19 protein-coding genes are annotated in these 17,977 nt (G+C 29.8%); 3 read left to right on the top strand and 16 right to left on the bottom strand.

Going from position 1 to position 17,977, the window contains the following annotated elements; translation table 11 throughout:
- On the bottom strand, window positions 1-648 hold the full coding sequence (locus tag LQ688_RS06405; RefSeq protein WP_017000349.1) for a FadR/GntR family transcriptional regulator: 648 nt from the start codon (window positions 646-648) through the stop codon (window positions 1-3).
- A complete protein-coding gene (locus LQ688_RS06400; protein WP_239724204.1) occupies window positions 645-1,328 on the bottom strand; it encodes a FadR/GntR family transcriptional regulator in 684 nt (227 codons plus the stop codon). The genes LQ688_RS06405 and LQ688_RS06400 overlap by 4 nt, the downstream gene beginning before the upstream one ends.
- Before the next feature lie 155 nt (window positions 1,329-1,483).
- Here LQ688_RS06400 and LQ688_RS06395 point away from each other — a divergent pair, with 155 nt between their 5' ends.
- Together LQ688_RS06395 and LQ688_RS06390 are read left to right on the top strand one after the other, a co-directional pair.
- The gene (locus tag LQ688_RS06395; protein WP_103268743.1) at window positions 1,484-2,353 is read left to right on the top strand and encodes an N-acetylneuraminate lyase; all 870 of its coding nucleotides are present in this window, start codon (window positions 1,484-1,486) and stop codon (window positions 2,351-2,353) included.
- A gap of 29 nt (window positions 2,354-2,382) precedes the next feature.
- Window positions 2,383-3,891, top strand: a complete 1,509-nt coding sequence (locus tag LQ688_RS06390) for a sodium:solute symporter family protein (protein ID WP_103268742.1) — start codon at window positions 2,383-2,385, stop codon at window positions 3,889-3,891.
- Between the two features lie 126 nt (window positions 3,892-4,017).
- On the opposite strand, the gene LQ688_RS06385 is transcribed toward LQ688_RS06390, so the two are convergent.
- Together LQ688_RS06385 and LQ688_RS06380 are read right to left on the bottom strand one after the other, a co-directional pair.
- Window positions 4,018-4,956, bottom strand: coding sequence for an ABC transporter substrate-binding protein (locus LQ688_RS06385; RefSeq protein WP_064204600.1), 939 nt, complete (start codon window positions 4,954-4,956; stop codon window positions 4,018-4,020).
- Window positions 4,957-5,082: 126 nt separating this feature from the next.
- A complete protein-coding gene (locus LQ688_RS06380) occupies window positions 5,083-5,454 on the bottom strand; it encodes a YbaN family protein (protein WP_017000934.1) in 372 nt (123 codons plus the stop codon).
- A gap of 145 nt (window positions 5,455-5,599) precedes the next feature.
- On the opposite strand from LQ688_RS06380, the gene LQ688_RS06375 reads away from it, so the two are divergent.
- Window positions 5,600-6,538, top strand: coding sequence for an EamA family transporter (locus LQ688_RS06375; protein WP_082892494.1), 939 nt, complete (start codon window positions 5,600-5,602; stop codon window positions 6,536-6,538).
- 69 nt (window positions 6,539-6,607) lie between these two features.
- Here LQ688_RS06375 and LQ688_RS06370 read toward each other — a convergent pair whose 3' ends face one another.
- The 12 genes from LQ688_RS06370 to LQ688_RS06315 form a co-directional block, all read right to left on the bottom strand.
- Window positions 6,608-7,771, bottom strand: a complete 1,164-nt coding sequence (locus LQ688_RS06370) for an acyl-CoA dehydrogenase family protein (RefSeq protein WP_239724205.1) — start codon at window positions 7,769-7,771, stop codon at window positions 6,608-6,610.
- Between the two features lie 259 nt (window positions 7,772-8,030).
- Window positions 8,031-9,422 carry an L-cystine transporter gene (locus LQ688_RS06365; protein ID WP_064204602.1) on the bottom strand — a complete coding sequence of 464 codons (1,392 nt, stop codon included), beginning with the start codon at window positions 9,420-9,422 and terminating at the stop codon, window positions 8,031-8,033.
- Between the two features lie 170 nt (window positions 9,423-9,592).
- A complete protein-coding gene (locus LQ688_RS06360; protein ID WP_017000931.1) occupies window positions 9,593-10,273 on the bottom strand; it encodes an ABC transporter ATP-binding protein in 681 nt (226 codons plus the stop codon).
- Window positions 10,274-10,284: 11 nt separating this feature from the next.
- Window positions 10,285-11,205 carry an ABC transporter permease gene (locus LQ688_RS06355; protein WP_147641181.1) on the bottom strand — a complete coding sequence of 307 codons (921 nt, stop codon included), beginning with the start codon at window positions 11,203-11,205 and terminating at the stop codon, window positions 10,285-10,287.
- Window positions 11,202-12,368 (bottom strand): ABC transporter permease, encoded by a 1,167-nt coding sequence (locus LQ688_RS06350; protein ID WP_103268988.1) that lies wholly within the window; start codon window positions 12,366-12,368, stop codon window positions 11,202-11,204. Before LQ688_RS06350 ends, LQ688_RS06355 begins: the two co-directional genes overlap by 4 nt.
- 18 nt (window positions 12,369-12,386) lie before the next feature.
- Window positions 12,387-13,886: a DUF6583 family protein gene (locus LQ688_RS06345; RefSeq protein ID WP_239724207.1), complete on the bottom strand. Its 1,500-nt coding sequence runs from the start codon at window positions 13,884-13,886 to the stop codon at window positions 12,387-12,389.
- 76 nt (window positions 13,887-13,962) lie between these two features.
- Complete coding sequence (locus LQ688_RS06340) at window positions 13,963-14,568, bottom strand: C39 family peptidase (RefSeq protein WP_239724209.1); 606 nt, start codon at window positions 14,566-14,568, stop codon at window positions 13,963-13,965.
- Window positions 14,569-14,638: 70 nt separating this feature from the next.
- Window positions 14,639-14,989, bottom strand: a complete 351-nt coding sequence (locus LQ688_RS06335; protein ID WP_017000925.1) for a transcriptional regulator, SarA/Rot family — start codon at window positions 14,987-14,989, stop codon at window positions 14,639-14,641.
- A gap of 453 nt (window positions 14,990-15,442) precedes the next feature.
- Window positions 15,443-15,796 (bottom strand): hypothetical protein, encoded by a 354-nt coding sequence (locus LQ688_RS06330; RefSeq protein WP_017000924.1) that lies wholly within the window; start codon window positions 15,794-15,796, stop codon window positions 15,443-15,445.
- Between the two features lie 2 nt (window positions 15,797-15,798).
- Complete coding sequence (locus tag LQ688_RS06325; protein ID WP_218707167.1) at window positions 15,799-16,848, bottom strand: LLM class flavin-dependent oxidoreductase; 1,050 nt, start codon at window positions 16,846-16,848, stop codon at window positions 15,799-15,801.
- Between the two features lie 161 nt (window positions 16,849-17,009).
- A complete protein-coding gene (locus tag LQ688_RS06320; RefSeq protein ID WP_239752692.1) occupies window positions 17,010-17,375 on the bottom strand; it encodes a hypothetical protein in 366 nt (121 codons plus the stop codon).
- 27 nt (window positions 17,376-17,402) lie between these two features.
- Window positions 17,403-17,951 carry a tubby C-terminal domain-like protein gene (locus tag LQ688_RS06315; protein ID WP_103268992.1) on the bottom strand — a complete coding sequence of 183 codons (549 nt, stop codon included), beginning with the start codon at window positions 17,949-17,951 and terminating at the stop codon, window positions 17,403-17,405.
- Between the last annotated feature and the right edge of the window lie 26 nt (window positions 17,952-17,977).

Here is a 17,977-nt window from a genome sequence, read left to right as displayed (position 1 = left end):
TTAGCCCTCCTTAAGTGATAAATGCTTAGTCATTAATTCTTTTGCAGTTGTGATGTCTTTATTATGGATTGCTTCTACTATACGTTTATGTGTTTGAGATGTTTCTTTATAGTCAATTTCTTGCTGTTGATTTTCAATATGATAAAAGTATGATTGTACGACTGTACTCAACTGTTCAAATAGTGCGTTACCAGTCGAATGTAAAATTGCTTGATGGAATTTACGATCATTCTCATAATGATTCTTTACATCCTCATTTACTATTTGAGACAATAATTCAATATCTTTATTATTTTTAATAATTTCTTCTATAGCTGCACATTCAAAAATAATTCTTAAAGATAATAAATCTTGTTTCGAGCCATTTGCAACTTGAAAACTAAATAAAAAACCTTCTACTAAGCTCGTTACATCAGGTGCTTTAATGACTGTACCTCTACCTTGAACCGTTTCTATAACACCTGTATGTTCTAAATAACTAAGTGCTTCTCGTACAACAGAACGGCTTACACCATACATTTCAGTAAGCGCTCTTTCTGTAGGTAATTTGTCGCCCATAGTTAAGCCATTTGATAAAATATATTGTTTAATTTCTTGTAAAACTTGTTCCTTTAAACTTTGTACTTCTATTTTATTTAAATTACTCATGATTTACGCTCCAAATCTTCTATCCATTCAAACACTCTTGAAAGATGGTTATTCATTATTTCATGCGCTAAAATTAAATTTAACGATTCTATAGCTTCTATAATCTTACTATGTTCGTAAAAAGATTTTTCTATATCTTCTTGAACTACGACTTTATTGAATTGATTCTTTGAAAAATATTCTTTAATAACTTTACTCATAGAAATAAGCGTTTGATTTTTAGTAAATAAAATGATGGTTTCGTGAAAAATCGAATCATATAGCGCCAATTGATCAGCTTGTTTTATAGAGTCATAATATTTCTTATTAATATCTTTCAACTTTTGAGAGTCTACGTTTAATTTTCCTTCGATAATTAAACGTATAGCACCTAATTCTATAATTTTACGTACTTCTAATAATTCTTTAATTTTAAATCCATGAACTTTCATGTGAGACTCAAAAAGCATAGATAGATGCTTATCTTTTTTAGTTATATACATACCACTTCCAGATTTAACTTCTATTAAACCACTTTGTTGTAACCTACTAACTGCTTCTCTTACTACTGTTCTACTAACACCTAATTTTTCAATGAGTAATTTTTCAGAAGGGAGTTTATCACCATTTTCAAATTGATGAATTGTTATATATTCTTTTAATTTTTCAACTGCTACGTCCACTAAGGATGTTCTTTTCATCATTGTATCTCCCCCCTTTTTAAAGTTTATTTTATCATACAAAAATCTAGTTTTATAAAAACAATTGACACTTAATGATGCAATCGCTTACAATATAATTATAAATTGGTCTGACAATATTATCAATTATAAAAATAAAAAAGGAGTTTTTAATGATGAAAGGCTTATATTCAGCGTTACTAGTACCATTTGATAAAGAAGGAAATATTTTAGAATCAGGTTTGAGACAAATTGTACGTCAAAATATCGACGTTCAAGGTATTGATGGTTTGTATATCAATGGTAGTTCTGGGGAAAATTTCTTAATAAACACAGAGCAAAAAAAGCGAGTATTCGAAATTGTTAAAGATGAAGCTGGAGATGAAATTAAATTAATCGCTCAAGTTGGTGCATTAGATTTAAATGAATCAATCGAATTAGGTAAATTTGCTACTTCTCTTGGCTATGATGCATTATCAGCAGTTACACCATTTTATTACCCATTTAGTTTTGAAGAAATTAAATATTACTATAATGCAATTATCGAAGCGACTGGAAATGACATGATTATTTATTCAATTCCTGCGCTTACTGGTGTGAATTTATCCATTCAACAGTTTGAAGAGCTTTTTGAAAATGAAAAAGTAATCGGTATTAAATATACTGCTGCTGACTTCTTCTTACTAGAAAGAATTAGAAAAGCATTCCCTGATAAATTAATTTTATCTGGTTTTGATGAAATGCTTATTCAAGCAGCTATATCTGGAGTAGATGGCGCAATTGGTTCTACTTACAACATTAATGGTCAGAGAGCAAGAAAAATTTTCGAATTAGCTAAACAAGGTAACATTCAAGAAGCTTATGATATTCAACATGAAACAAACGATATCATCGAACAAGTACTTGCTTTAGGAATATACCCTACATTAAAAGCAGTATTATCAGCTAAAGGAATTGAAGCTGGAGAAGTAAAAAGACCTTTAGCACCTTTAGATAATGAGGGATTAGAAAAAGTTAAATCACTCGTTTCAAAATACAACTTATAATTTATTGATGAACAAAGGGGATGTCATACATGAATGAAGTAGGTTTTGGTACAGCAAACTGGGTCGCATTGATACTTTATCTATTGGGAACACTATTAGTCGGGGTATACTTTACTAAGAGAGCCGGACAAGATACAGAGGCGTTCTTTAAAGCAAAAGGTAAAGTACCGTCTTGGGCTGTAGGTTTTTCAATATATGCAACTACATTAAGTGCCATCACATATATGGGTACACCAGAGCGTGCGTTTAATACAGATTGGTCGTATGCTGCCGGGAATATCGCAATTATTGCAATCATACCGTTACTTATCTATTTCTATATACCTTTCTTTAGAAAATTAGATGTAACAACTGCTTATGAATATTTAGAAGAACGTTTTGGCGTTATTATAAGAGTTATTGGCTCATTGGCTTTCACATTATTCCATGTTGGACGTGTCGCAATCGTTATTTACTTACCAACATTAGCAATTACAGCTGTTTCTGATATTAATCCTTATTTAATAGCTGCACTGGTAGGTCTATTATGTATGATTTATACATTTATGGGCGGTATCGAAGGTGTTATTTGGAGCGATGTTATACAAGGTATTATTCTGATCGGTGGCGCAGTAGCAATTATCTTCTTAGGTGCGTTTCAAATTGATGGCAACTTTGCAACAGTAGCTCAAGAAGCAGTACAAGACAAGAAATTTATATCTATGGATAATTGGAAACTTGGGGGCGCAGCAGCTGCTATACCTATCATCTTTATTGGTTCCATATTTAATAACTTACACCAATATACGGCCAGTCAAGATATCGTTCAACGTTATCAAACAACAGGTTCTGTAGCTTCAACAAATCAGTCACTTTGGACTAACGGTTTACTAGCATTTATCACAATTCCGATTTTCTATGGAATGGGAACTGTATTATATTCTTTCTATAATAATACAGCAGCTTTACCAGAAGGATTTAACACATCCGCATTAGTACCTTATTTCATTTTGACACAAATTCCGCCGTTTGTTGGTGGTCTATTAATTGCAGCGATATTTGCAGCTGCTCAATCAACAATTTCATCTAGTTTAAACTCTATTTCAGCATGTGTCGTTGTCGATTTAAAACAAAGATTTTCTAAAAATAATGATTCTAAAAATGATGTACTTTTAGCTAGAATCATCATTATAATAGCAGGTGTTTTCGGTACATTAGCTTCATTATATTTAATCAATCAAGAAACTAATGAAACATGGGATCTATTCCTATTAGTAACAGGACTATTTGGTGTGCCAATTGCAGGGGTATTCGCTGTAGGTATCTTTACTAAAAAAGCAAACTCAATCGGTGTTATTATCGGTTTAATCGTTGCAGCAATTGCTTCGTACTTTATTGGTAAAACGGATATCACACCATTTACAGTATCAGTAATAGGATTCTTTATTGCATTTATCGTAGGTTACCTTGCGAGCTTACCATTCTACAAACAAACTAAGAATATTAAAGGCTTAACAATATATACGATAAATGATCAATACGTAAAAGAAACTAAATAGTTCGATTATAATGAATTAAACTAGCGTATTAAAAAATATAAAACAGTGGAGTCCGGGACATTAATTTGTCTCGGGCTCCACTGTTTTAATATTATTTATAAGTTTAATTTTACGACTTAAAGTTGATTAATCAGCTTTTTTTAATAATTCTTTCTTTAAGAATTCACGTTGTACTTCTAATGAATACGGATCATTATACCAGAAAGTTTGAGCATCAATTTCTATTACTTTATCATTCTTAACAGCAGGTATAGATTTGTATGATTCAGTATTAATAAATTCTGGTTTTTCTTGTCCTTTTGTTAATGGTAAGAATAAATAATCTCCAGAATATTTTTCAATTTCTTCTTGTGAAATTTTCTTCCATCCATCTTTTTTAACGTCTTTCTCAACACTTTCAGGCATTTTTAGACCAAATGCTTGGTAAAGTACTTCTGTACCTCTACCCCAGTTTTCACCGTAGCTGTATATATCTTTTTGGAAAGCTTCGATTACAGATACAGTTGTATCTTCACCGATTTTCTCTTTAATTTCTTTACCATCTTTAGCAGTTTGTTTCTTCCATTTTTCTACCCATTTTTTTGCTTCATCTTCTTTGTTTACAAGTTTACCTAGTTCAACTTGCATATCTAAATAATTGTGTTTGTTGTAGTCATATGGAATAGTTGCTGCAATCTTTTTATATTTGTTTAAATTTTTATCTTGGTTATATGTAATGATTAAATCTGGTTTTAATTTTGCTACTTGTTCAACATTATCTTCACTTACTTTTTCAATGCCTTTAATTTTATCTTTTAACACACTTGTTTGATCTGTTGATGCTGGAACTCCTACTGGTTTAACGCCTAAATGTAAAAATCCACCAACATAAGACGGAGCTAATACGACAATTCTTTTAGGATCTTTTGGTATATCAATTTTTTTACCATCATCCAATGTGTAACTCACTGTATCATTACTAGATTTTGTATCATTTTTACTTTTGTCTTCTTTATCTTCTGATTTGTTCCCGCATGCTGCTACAATCAAAGCTAAAGCCAAAACTAATGTTAATAACTTTTTCATAATACCCTCCTGTTGATAACGATTATCATTTGCAATAAAGCAATTATATATTGTTTTCCAAAATATATCAATAAGAATTTTTAAATAAATAAAAAAAACTACCTTACAAAAAGGTAGTTTAAAAATTTATTTATTTTTGGCAGGTAATGTTTTCACCAAAGTGAATAAGACTACTGTTTGGAAGAATAACATTATACATAACCCTATTCTGATATAAAAGTTATCAACCATCCATATAGAAAAACCAACCACAATATATACACTAATAAGTAATTCGAATTTCTTTTTCAATGTATATCCTCTATATTTTTGAAAATCTTCAACATATTCTTTATATACTTTAGTATTTATAAGCCATTTATGAAAACGTTCAGAGCTTTTTGCGAAACAAAAAACTGCTAATAAAATAAAAGGAGTAGTTGGTAGTAAAGGCAATACAGCGCCTAAAAACCCGAGCGCAGTTGCAAGTATCCCGATCGACATGTAAACATATTTCATTTAACTACCTCTCTTTAGAATGATTATGTACATTATAAGAACGCCTAAGTTAAAAAAGCAAGTAAAAGTTATTTGAATATTGTTGGTTTAAATTTCAAATGATACAATAAAATAATTATAAAAGATTAGAATTGAGGGATTTATATTGAAAAATGAACAGCTAAAAGGCACTTTACTTGTCTTATTTGGTGCTTCTTTCTGGGGTATAGGTGGAACAGTTACAGAAAAATTATTTACAGATTATCATTTACCTGTTTCATTGTTTGTAGCTGTTCGTTTAACACTGAGTGGTTTCTTCTTGTTATTAATAGCTAAACTTATTCAACGACAACCTTTAATGCATATATTTAAAGTAAAACATTCATTATTTCAGCTTATTATCTATGCTTTATTTGGTATGTTAGGCGTCCAATATACATTTATGGCAACGATAGACAAAGGTAACGTAGCTGTGGCAACATTATTACAATTTCTAGCTCCTGTAGTCATTCTTATTTATTTACTGCTAACTAGAAAAAGTAAATTTAGAATTGCAGATATTACGATTATTTTATGTTCATTATTTGGAACAAGTTTATTATTGACTAATGGTAATTTTTCTACCCTTTCTGTTCCAAGTAATGCAGTTGTTTGGGGATTATTAACTGCATGTGCAGCAGCTTTTTATACAGTTTATGCTACTAAATTATTCATTAATTGGCCTTCGCTAGTAGTTATCGGTTGGTCCATGTTTATTGGCGGTATAGCTTTATCTATCATTAATTTAGACTTTTCATTTCCTTGGCATTTACTCGATTTAAAAGGCGTTTTATATTTTATTTTTGTCATCACTTTTGGAACAATGTTTGCTTTTTGGATGTATCTAGAAAGTGTTAAATACATAAGTCCTCAAACTACAGCATTATTTGGTGTGATGGAACCTGTTACTGCAGTTATCTCTTCAGTTATTTGGTTAAAAGTTTCATTTGGATTATGGCAATTAATCGGTATGATTATCATTTTAACAGTAGTACTTTATATGTCGATTGGTATGAAACCTAGACGCAAAAAACGTAAAAAGTATAAAGTTAATAAAGCTTTATAAACATAAAATACCAATAACGCTCATCTCCTTAAATAGATTAAATGGAGTTGAGCGTTAAATTTTCTTCTCTTATTTTGTTCTTTCTTCTCGTGCTTGTTTAGCTAACTTTTTAATAGTAATATCATCCATTGGCGGATTATGAAGGCCAGCTCTAATATCTCTATAATATCTTTGCAATGGGCGTTCCATCTCTAAACTTTTGGCGCCAACAATTCTCATGGCGCTATCAATAATTTTAATTGCGTGATTAACGACAACATGCTTTGCTGCACCTATTTCTTCATTAATTCGTGCGTTTGTTATAGGTGGATTTTGATATTTATCGATTACACTATAAATATAATGGCGTGCTGTTGTAAGCTCTAATTCCATGTTTCCTATATTTTGCTCAACTGCTGGTATATCAGCAATAACACCTTCTATGCTACCTGGACTATACTCGTTTGCAAAATCAACAGCATAATCACGTGCAGCCTGTGCAATTCCTAAATAAACAGCTGGTATATGAAGGTTCCAAGGATTTGGTACGGCGCCACGTGGACCTTTAGATACTTCTACTAAATACTTTTTATCTATTTTCACATCGTCTAATACTAGATCATGGCTTTCTGTAGCACGCATACCTACCATGTTCCAATTTTCTGCAATTGTTAATCCTTCAGTTTCCCTAGGTATTAAGAAAAATCCTAGAGCTTCTTTTTCAGGGATAAAAGCTCCGACTAAAAAGTGAGTCAATCTTTGGCTCATTGTCGTAAAAGTTTTCACACCATTTATAATATACTCATCACCTACTAATTTAGCATTTGTACTTGGTCTAGCACCACGAGTTGGACTTCCCGTATCTGCTTCACTAACCGCCCTGTTAAAGATTGCACCATTTAGAACTTCTTCAGCAAATTCATCCATGATTTCTTTATCCCATAAATTTTCTGAATATATTTGGCCAACGACACCCATATGCCATCCTATCGATAAAGCTGTTGCACCATCAATTTTGCCTAAAGTTTCTTGTAATATAATAACATCTTCAGGTGTCGCACCCTCTCCACCATACGATTTTGGCAATACTGTTTTTGTGTAACCTTCTTTAATCAACCAATTAATATTTTCATAAGGAAATTTTGAGTGTAAATCATTTTCTTCAGCATGTTTTTGTAAAGCCTCTTTATGATTTTCAATTTTATTAATCCATTTCTGTTGAAACTCTGTTTTAATAAATAAATCTCTGCTCATCGTTTTCACGCTCCTTAGTATCACTTTATCACTGTCATAATATGCTTTCAATACATATCCGACTGTATAGATAAGTTTTTAAGCACAAAAGAGAGTGGGATAGAAATCTCATTTTATTAAAAAGATTTCGTAGTCCCACCTTGTCAACTACTGTCATTATAATGAATAAGGCTGAGACATGTATTTATGCCCCAGCCCAAAAATTAAATTAGCACTAAATGAATAAATTGAGAACACTATTATTTCTCATTTTAATGATTTAATATGATTCACCTAGTTCATCAAAGTCTTGATCATTATATTTATCTTCATCTAATTGACCAGTTAGTTTAGCTGTCGCTGTTCCTGCTAGCATAGAATCATTAACGTTTAAAGCTGTTCTACCCATGTCAATTAATGGCTCTACTGAAATTAAAACCCCTGCTAATGCAATAGGTAAATTTAATGTAGATAATACGAGAATTGCCGCAAATGTTGCGCCTCCACCTACACCGGCTACACCAAATGAACTGATTACAACGACGCCAATTACTGACAATATGAACGGTAAGTCTATATCTACACCTGCACTTGGCGCAATCATAATTGCGAGCATCGCTGGATAAATACCTGCACAACCATTCTGTCCTATTGATAACCCGAATGAACCAGCAAAGTTTGCTACGCCTTCAGGTACACCTAAACGTTGAGTTTGCGTTTGCACGTTTAATGGTAATGTACCTGCACTTGATCTAGATGTAAATGCAAATAATAATGTTTCGCCTGTTTTTTTAACATAAGTAGAAGGATTTAAACCAACTACTGTTACTAGAATTAAGTGAATAATAAACATCGTTATTAAAGCAGCGTAAGAAGCTAATACAAATTTTCCTAACGTCCAAACCGCTTCAAAATTACTTGTCATAACTGTTTTTGTCATAATAGCTAAAATACCATATGGAGTTAATCTTAATACAAATGTCACGATACCCATTACTAAAGCGTAAATAGCATCGACACCTCTTTTAAGTAAGTTACCTTTTTCCGGTTCTTTTCTCATCACACGTAAAAAGCTAAATCCAACGAAACCAGCAAATATTACAACAGCTATTGTAGAAGTGCCTCTAGCACCTGTGAAGTCTAAAAATGGATTAGCTGGCAATAGCTCTATAATTTGGCTTGGTAAATTGTTTGCTTCCATATCGTCCGATGTTTGTTGAATTTCTTGTCCTCGACTATTTTCAACATCACCCATGTCTATTTGTGATGCATCTAAATTAAATATCATTGCATATATAACGCCAACTAAAGCTGCAACTGCAACGGTACCTATTAAGAACGTAAATATCCATGCACCAACTTTAGCAAAATTTTGTCCTATAGCTATTTTCGTAAAAGCAGAAACGATTGAAATGAATATTAATGGCATTACAATCATTTGTAGTAGTTTAATGTAACCAGTACCGATTACATCTAGCCACGAAGCTGTATTTTCTGTCACTTTAGAATCTACGCCATAAATCAAATGTAATACTAAACCTAATAATATCCCGATGCCTAAACCTATTAATACACGCTTAGAAAACTTCACGTGTTTTTTACTTAAGTAGGCTAATACCCCTATAAATATTAAGAAAACAACAATATTTATGATTACCCATAATGTTTCCATTTAGTTTTCCTCCTAATTCTTTTAATTCCGATATACTAAATAAGAATACACGTAAAAAAAAGTAAATGCAACAAGATAATTAGTATTTTAAAAATTCTGATTTTATATAAAAACTAAAATCAAAAAGTTCTAACTAATTTATATCCGTTGCATTTACAAAGCTTGATTTATTATGCGTTATTTAGCTCTTCTAAGCTATCTTCAAATTGCCAACCTTTTTCCTCAAGTACATTTCTATAGAAAGGATCTTTGCCAATTAATTTAATTTCATCTGCTAATGATTCTACTTCGTCTAAATGGTGTGTTGTTAAAATAATTAAGCATGATGACTTTAGACTATTTAATAAGTGATGTATGTCATATCTTGATTTTAAATCTATACCGACAGTCGGCTCATCTAAAATTAATATATTTGGATTACCTAACAACCCAATTAACAAATTGACTTTTCTTTTAGTTCCACCTGATAAAGAAGAAACTTTCGACTGTCTTTCAGTCAAATTTAATTTTTCACAGTAAGTTGTTATTTGTTCATCAGTAATTGACTTTTTATACAAAGCTTTAAAGAATTTAATGTTTTCATTAACAGTCATATGTTCAAACAAAGCAATGTCTTGAGGTATATAACCTATTTTATTTTTTATTTGTCGATTATTTAATTTTTTTCCAAAATAAAATATATCACCACTAGTAGGTTGTTCAAGGGAAGCAATCATTCTCAGCAAAGTAGATTTACCAGCACCATTTTCACCTAGTAAAACAGTTAATGTCTTATCGTTGAATTCTGTACTAAAATCGCTAAATATATGTTTATTTTTATAATTTTTATTGAGGTTTTTAATCTTAATCATCAATACACCACCTATATTTGTATAAATACATATACAATATTTATAGCTATTGCCCATAATAAAGCCATAAATATTTTATGACTTAATGTATTTATTTTGAATAATAATACCGAAAGTCCAAATTCATAGATTAGCAATATTAAAAACGTTATCAAGTAAAATTTGAAACTTAATGACCATGATAAACATAATCCTATTATGAAAATGATAAAAAATAATAATAAAGTATGTGTTAAAATATATGTCAAATATAGTTTCATTTTAGTGTTATTAAACATTAGTAATCTTTCTAGAGCTGCATTTTGCTTCAACCTTTGATGTAACACAATCTGGCTTGTACTGATAACTAATAATAATGCAATAATTAATCCTGCGCTTATAGAAACGTCGGAATTTTTATTTACAGCATGTTGTTCCATTTTAGAGTTTGGCGTATCTTTTTTATATTCTTTTTTGATTGTTTCTAGACTTACATTCTGTCCTGATTTGTCTAAATGTTTTTGAATAATAATTGGAATTTGTTGTTCATATAGTGCTTTACTAGTTACTTCTAATGCAATCTCACCAATAAAATCATCTTTATAATATAAAGGTATTGCATCTCTTAAATTATTATTAGATAGCTTTTTGTTAAAACCTTCAGGTATTTGCATACTCACTATAGCTTGCTTTTTTTGAATAACATCTTCAATATAAGCTTCATCTTTTTGTAATTTAATTACTTCCAAATATTTAGTATGTTCCAAAGTATGAATTAAATTTTTAGATTCATTAGATTGATCCATATCTTGAATCGCTATAGGGACTTTAAATACTTTATTTGAAGAAGCTTCAACCATAAAAACTACACTTACAGTTAAAATAATAAAAAGTATTAAAATGATATATTGTACCCATTGTTTTAATACGACTAAATTGAATATAGGTTTCATTGGCGATACCTCCAAACTAAAGAAATAACCAATAAACACATAACTATTAATATATTCCAATAAAACATAGGGTGTACATTTAATATATAATTGTTAAGTATTAATTCTAATAATTGATTCATGACAATAGTAAAAGGCGACATATCTATAATATTATTAAACAGCCCTTTTAAATAAACAACAGGAATCGTTGCCCCAGAAAATATTAGTATAACGACAGTCAAAACAATTTTCCAAACATAATTAAATGCTTGTCTTGCTGTTATATCAATAAAAATAAATATAGCCGTCAATGCAAAAAGATAATATACAATATATATTAATAAAGTTGGCCAGTTATACATTTCAAAATCAGGATTCAAAAATTTTAGAATCAACCATAAACCAAAGCAACTCCATATAGCTGTATAAATTAAGCTGAATAACCCTCTCACAATAGTTAATTTTTCATAAGAGAAATGAAACATACTAAGTCTTTCCTTTAAGGCATTTTTTTGGTTCATTTTTAATATGCTGAATATAGAAAAGAAAAAGAAAAAAATGGATACAAAGTAAAATGCTACAATATAATAACTTGCTGTATCGTATACTTTTACTGGTTCTTCTTCGAAAGAACCATTTCTATTTAATCCTGTAAATAACATATCAGTCATCATAGTAAGCAATTCTTCATCAGAAGCATCTTCATATACATGTGTATATGATAGTGCTCCTCCCATCGATAACATTAATCTACTATATACAGAATCTGTTAATTGCATAATAACTATGCTTTCGATGGACTGCGTGTCATATGTATTAACAACAATTGGAAGTTCTCCATTTTTATAAAAAGCTTTTGTCATGCCTTCTTTAAATAAGAAATAACCATCTATTTTTTTACTTTTTAATAATTTTGCTGCTTGTTGTTCATTATAATGCTCAATATTAAGATTATCTCCAAGTGATTGTCCATCACCAACAGCATTTAATATTAACTTTGTTTCTTTAGATTGATCTTTATCTACGATACCAATTGTAAAGCTGTCGTCTTTTTGGTTAAAATGTTGAATCCCTATCATTAAACCAAGCAATGCGATAAATAATAATAAAATATATACAAGCAAATACCACTTTTTAATTAAAAAAGAGTGGTATATGTTGAACAATTTTAAAGTCGACATATAACCACTCCTTCCATATTAATTAATATCGTTTGTTACATCTTTTACGATATCTTCAAATTTGTCTTGAACTTCGTCGCCAATATCATCTACTTCTGAAGATGATAAAGTATTAAAGTCTACTGCGCCGTCTTTTTTGAATTTAATATCTTTCTTCAATTCAGTTTTGCCATCAATCATTAATTTAATTGGCTCACCATTTTGTTCAAAACTTATATTAAATTTTTGTTTTTGCTCATTATTTTTAACATCAGTTGTTAAATTATTTTCATAATTTAAATCAAATTTGCTACCAGTTGAAGGTGTTAAAGTTACTGTACCTTTATCAGTACGTTTATCTCCATCAACTTTAGATTTATTATCTAATTGAACCATAGTATTGCTATATTCATTTTCTTTTACATTAAGTTTGTATTTATCACTAATGTTATCACCATCAGTAGATTTACCTTTTAATGTTATTACATCTTCGTTGTCAGGAACTGATAGTTTGTAATCAACTTGAACGCCATCATCAATAACGTTTGCTCCTGTTAATTTAACTTGTTCGTCATCTTTATTAGTGATTGTTAAGTCACGCTTTAAGATTTCTTTTCCATCTACAAATATAATTGACTTCACTTTTGGATAATTAGACTCATCTTCGTCTTTTGCTTCTTTTAATAAATCATCAATCTCTTTATTATATTCTTTAACATTACCTTGTTTTTCAACAATTTCTTTGATGTCTTTATCCTTTTTCGCTTGTTCTAATACTGAAACAGTGATTTTTTTAGTATCTTTAGAGCTTAAATTCATCGTAACTTTCTTTAGTTTCTTTTCGTCACCAAAGATTTTAACTTTTTCTTTATCTTTTTTAAAGTTATCGTCATCTAATTGATCTACGATAAGATCACTATATCGTTTAGATATTTTATCTATTTGGTCTTGTGAAACTTGAGAACTTGATAAAATTGTATTTAAGTTTAATGAATCATTTGTAACATTATTACTTTCACCTTGATCAAGTGATTCTCCAGTTGCTTTTTCAATACCTTTTTTAATTTCATCATTTTTCACTTTATAAATACTATCAAATAACGGTGTTTCTAAATACTGATTGTTTTTATCAGCACTCCACTGGAAATTACCAATTTTATTATCTGCAATTGTTGGTTCAATACCTAATTTAGAGTTTTTCTTTTTTGGATCATGTCCTACATTAAATATAAGATTAGTTGAATCTATAACTGATTTTGGTAGCCCAATTTGTGATAATAGACTATCCGGAACTTCAACTCCCAGTTTATAAGACATTTCATAAGACTCATCTTTCATTTTGTCTTGAAACTTAGATTCATTTTCAAATCTGTCATTAAAATAATCTTTCCATAAACTTGCTGACTTTTGCTCACTTAATAAATATGTATTCTTTGGGGTGTTAGTTAAAAAATAATAAGTCGCTGCCCCACCAATCCCTACAACAGCAACAAATGCAACTACTATTGCTATAATAAGCACTTTAATTTTAGTAGACATATTCTACACCTCTTTTGATTTGATAACATTATCATATCAAATGTTACAACTTTATAACATATTATTTTGAAATTAATTATATTTTTTTAAAAATACACATTTTTCCTGGTTTATTATAACTTTCAGCCATCTTATTTTTTTCTATTTTAATGATTTGAGCTTTAGAAGGCCAAAAAGCTGGTAATATTAGCTTATTATATTGCTTCCATAGAGGATCAATATAATAATAAAAATGTTCATCAAATCCTATTAATAGTGTTACATGTATATTTGAAACTAACTTTTTATTATTTCTTCCTATTTTAAATGTTTTCCAAACAGGTGATTGACCTAATTTTGTATGATAAATTAAAACCGGATGTTTTTTTGCTAATATGTTCTCTAATTCATACAGTGTTGTACCTGTACCGTCTACCAAATCTGCATCAAACTTATTAAGGTAAGGTGCTAAAACATTAGGAAATATACTTTGGTGTCTTAAAAAGCTAATTAAAAATTGATTGCCTACATAACCTTTTTTAGGGTTATCAATATGGGTTGGCCAATCTTTCATTATAGTTATAGCATCAATTTTTTTATAATAATAATTCAGTAACATTGAACTTGCTACACCTTCACACCCCATAACCATCGGTATAGGAAACAACTGGCTTTTTGGCTTTACAGATAACAACACTTTCATAATTTCATAACTCCTTAAAATTTATTTAATAAAGATAAAAAGTGTCCCTAATAAGGCACACTTTCGATTTTTATAAAACTTCTCCTTCAATTTCCATTAGCAAATTTTTAATTTTTCGATGTTGTATTTTTGAGACTTCAATTGCTACAGTTCTTTCATCCTTATCGTTTCTCTTTTTAGAAATCAAACCTTTTTCTTTTAAATTTTGAACTGCTTTAGATATATAATAAGGCTTAAACTTTGAATTTTTTATAATATCTTTAACATTATAGCAATCCTTTTCACCTTTATATATATAAACTAATATATATAGTTCTTCAAATGTTAATACAAATTGGCTTTTTATTTTTGTTAAATGTTCTTTGGCTTTCTTGCTAACTGTAACTAATTCTACTACATTTCTAATTTGTACGGCTTCCATTGCTTACCACTCCCCAAGTTAAAATAGCTATTTGTTGAATTGGTCGATTAAGCATTTTATCTTTCTTATAGCATATTTTTCCTTTTCAACACAATGAATTTTTATTTATTTATTATTTTATAATAAGTTTTAAAAACATTCAACAAAATTTGTAAAAACAGGAAATTAACTTCCATTAAATCCTATAAATCTCTTTAATATCAATACTTTTATGGAATAGAAACTAAAATATTTACTATCGTCTTTATTTTAAAGTTCTTAATATTTTAATAATAATTACTTTTAAAATATAAAAATAGAAATAGTAGTTAAACCTGTTTTCAAACAAAAAAAGTAGTAAAAACTCTTAACGAATCAAGAATTTTTACTACTTTTAAATAGGGTGTGGGACAGAAATCTCGTTTTATTAAAAAGATTTAGTAGTCCCAACCTGTTCATTATTATGATTAATAATTATTTTTTCTTACCTAGTGTATCGATAAAGCTTAATGCAGATAAACCTAATAATTGTAATGCATGCTTAGATCCTTTAAAACCGTGGCCCGCTTCATAGTGTTTATAAGCTGCTACTGATAATACTGATCCAATAATTAACGATCCTAATCTTGAGAATGTTTTGCTGAATGCACTTAAGAATAGAAATGCTGAACCTAATACTTCAAGTCCACCAGTTAATTTCATTGCGTTTCTAGAAAGACCAAATCCTTCTTCAAATTGTTGAGCCATACCGTCATCGTTTTTTACTTTCGGTTGACTAGCTTTAAATAACTCTTTACCTACATATACGTTTAATAAATATCTTAACATTACTAAATTTCCTCCTTATTTTTCATATAATCATCAACAATTGGCTTAACTTTTTCGCCTAATAGTTTAATAGATTTCATCACTTTTTCATGAGGCATAGAGCCTACTGGTAAATGAAGCATAAACCTTGTTATACCAAGATCTTCATGAAGCTTAATGATTTTGGCTGCAACTGTTTCTGGACTACCAACAAATAATGCGCCATGAACAATTTCTTGTTCAAATTTTTCGATTGAGTACATCGGCCATCCTCTTTCTATGCCTAATTGATTAATAACATAAGCACTAGAAGGATAGTATTCTTGTTTAGCTATTTCATCAGATTCTGCTACATAACCCCAAGAATGCGTAGCAATAGGTAACTTACTTACATCATGTCCTTTAGATTCAGCTATCGCTTTATACATCGCTACATTGCGTTTAAAACGACTTGGCGCACCACCTATAATAGCATAAGTAATAGGCAAGCCCAATTCCCCCGCTCTCATAGATGATTCTGGATTTCCTCCTGTTGCCAACCAAATAGGTAATTTCTCTTGTACAGCTCTTGGATAAACATCTAATCCATTAATTGATGGTCTTGTTGATCCTTGCCAATTAACAGTTTTATTCTCATTAATATTTAACAATAAATCTAGTTTCTCTTTATACAAAATATCATAATCTTTCAAATCATATCCAAACAAAGGAAATGACTCTATAAATGAACCTCTCCCAGCCATAATTTCAGCTCTACCATTGCTCAATGCATCTAGAGTTGCAAATCTTTGGTAAACTCTCACTGGATCATCTGAAGAAAGGACTGTCACGGCAGAAGATAATCTTATTCGATTTGTTTGAGGAGCTGCTGCTGCTAACACAGATACTGGATCAGATACTGCATAATCTTCTCGATGATGCTCACCTAAACCATATATATCCAATCCTACCTTATCAGCTAAAATAATTTCTTCTACAATTTGATTGATTCTTTCTGATGCTGTAAAAGGTTTATCAGTACCATCGACAGGAGATAACTCTGCAAAAGAGGAAAGACCTAATTCAAACTTCATATTCCCACCTCGATATACTATTTATACTAGATATAATTATAATACTATTTTAATAAATGTCAAGGTTCTTGTTAAATAAAGATTTAAATTTCTATACTTAAATACGCCCTTAAAAGTAAACATTAAAAATGAAAACTTTTAAGGGCGTATATAGAGATTATTTATTCATTCAATTTACAATATTCTAGTAATGCTTCTTTTAAAGGTTTTGTTAATTCCAAATTTCTTATATCATCAATTGTCATAGGATCTAAATAAATACATTTAATAGGGATATCATTTTCAAAAGCTACTACTGCCTCCCCATCAACACTTCCTTCAAACATCACTTCTACGGTAGGAAAATAGAGACCTAATACATAAATGAGCGCATCTCGATATCTTTCTCGATTTTTAATATATTCTGCTACTTGATCGTCTTGTATATAATAAGCATCTACAAGTGTCATGCCTTCTAAATGTTTAGGTATGGATGTAACATGCGTTTCTGTCGAGACATTCTTTCTTTTTTTAAGAAATTTAAACATATTGTTATCTTCCTTTAACTTTATATTCTAATTTGATTTACTACGTTGATATTCTTGATATTCAAAAAATACTTGGAATAACATAATAAGCATAGCAGGATGATAATCATTCGTTTGAATATCAATTTGATGATTCGAAGCAATTTTAAACCTTTCAGACTTTGTTTCCATCAAAACTTGGTTTCGCTGATTTGTTACTCTTACTGATCTAGAGATAAATCCAGATTCAAATACTAATTCATCATTGTTTATACCTTTAAATATCATTTTAGGTTTCCAACCTATTTTAGTTTCAACAACACCTATTTTTTTATCGTTCTTAAAAACTTCCCATACTGTTTTAAAAGGCGTTTTAAGTTTACCTTCTAAACTTTTCTCTTGGAGTACAGAATAATTTCCACCTTGAAATTCAATGATAAAATTATGTTTTTTTCTTCCTAAAATCGCAAAAGTTTCTTGATGCGTTGATGTATAATATAAACTCAATTTATAAACTGGTTCTTCATACTGATTGAAAACGTCGATGGGCTTTGTAGAAGATCCGAAGAAGTTTTCTTTAAAATGAAATCGATTCATACATTATCTCCTTCAATAAGTATTTA

The sequence above is a fragment of the Mammaliicoccus sp. J-M40 genome (genome assembly GCF_022386395.1).
Taxonomy (GTDB): domain Bacteria; phylum Bacillota; class Bacilli; order Staphylococcales; family Staphylococcaceae; genus Mammaliicoccus; species Mammaliicoccus lentus.
Note: the sequence above shows the minus strand (reverse complement) of the source record. Positions and strands in the feature narration are given on the sequence as shown.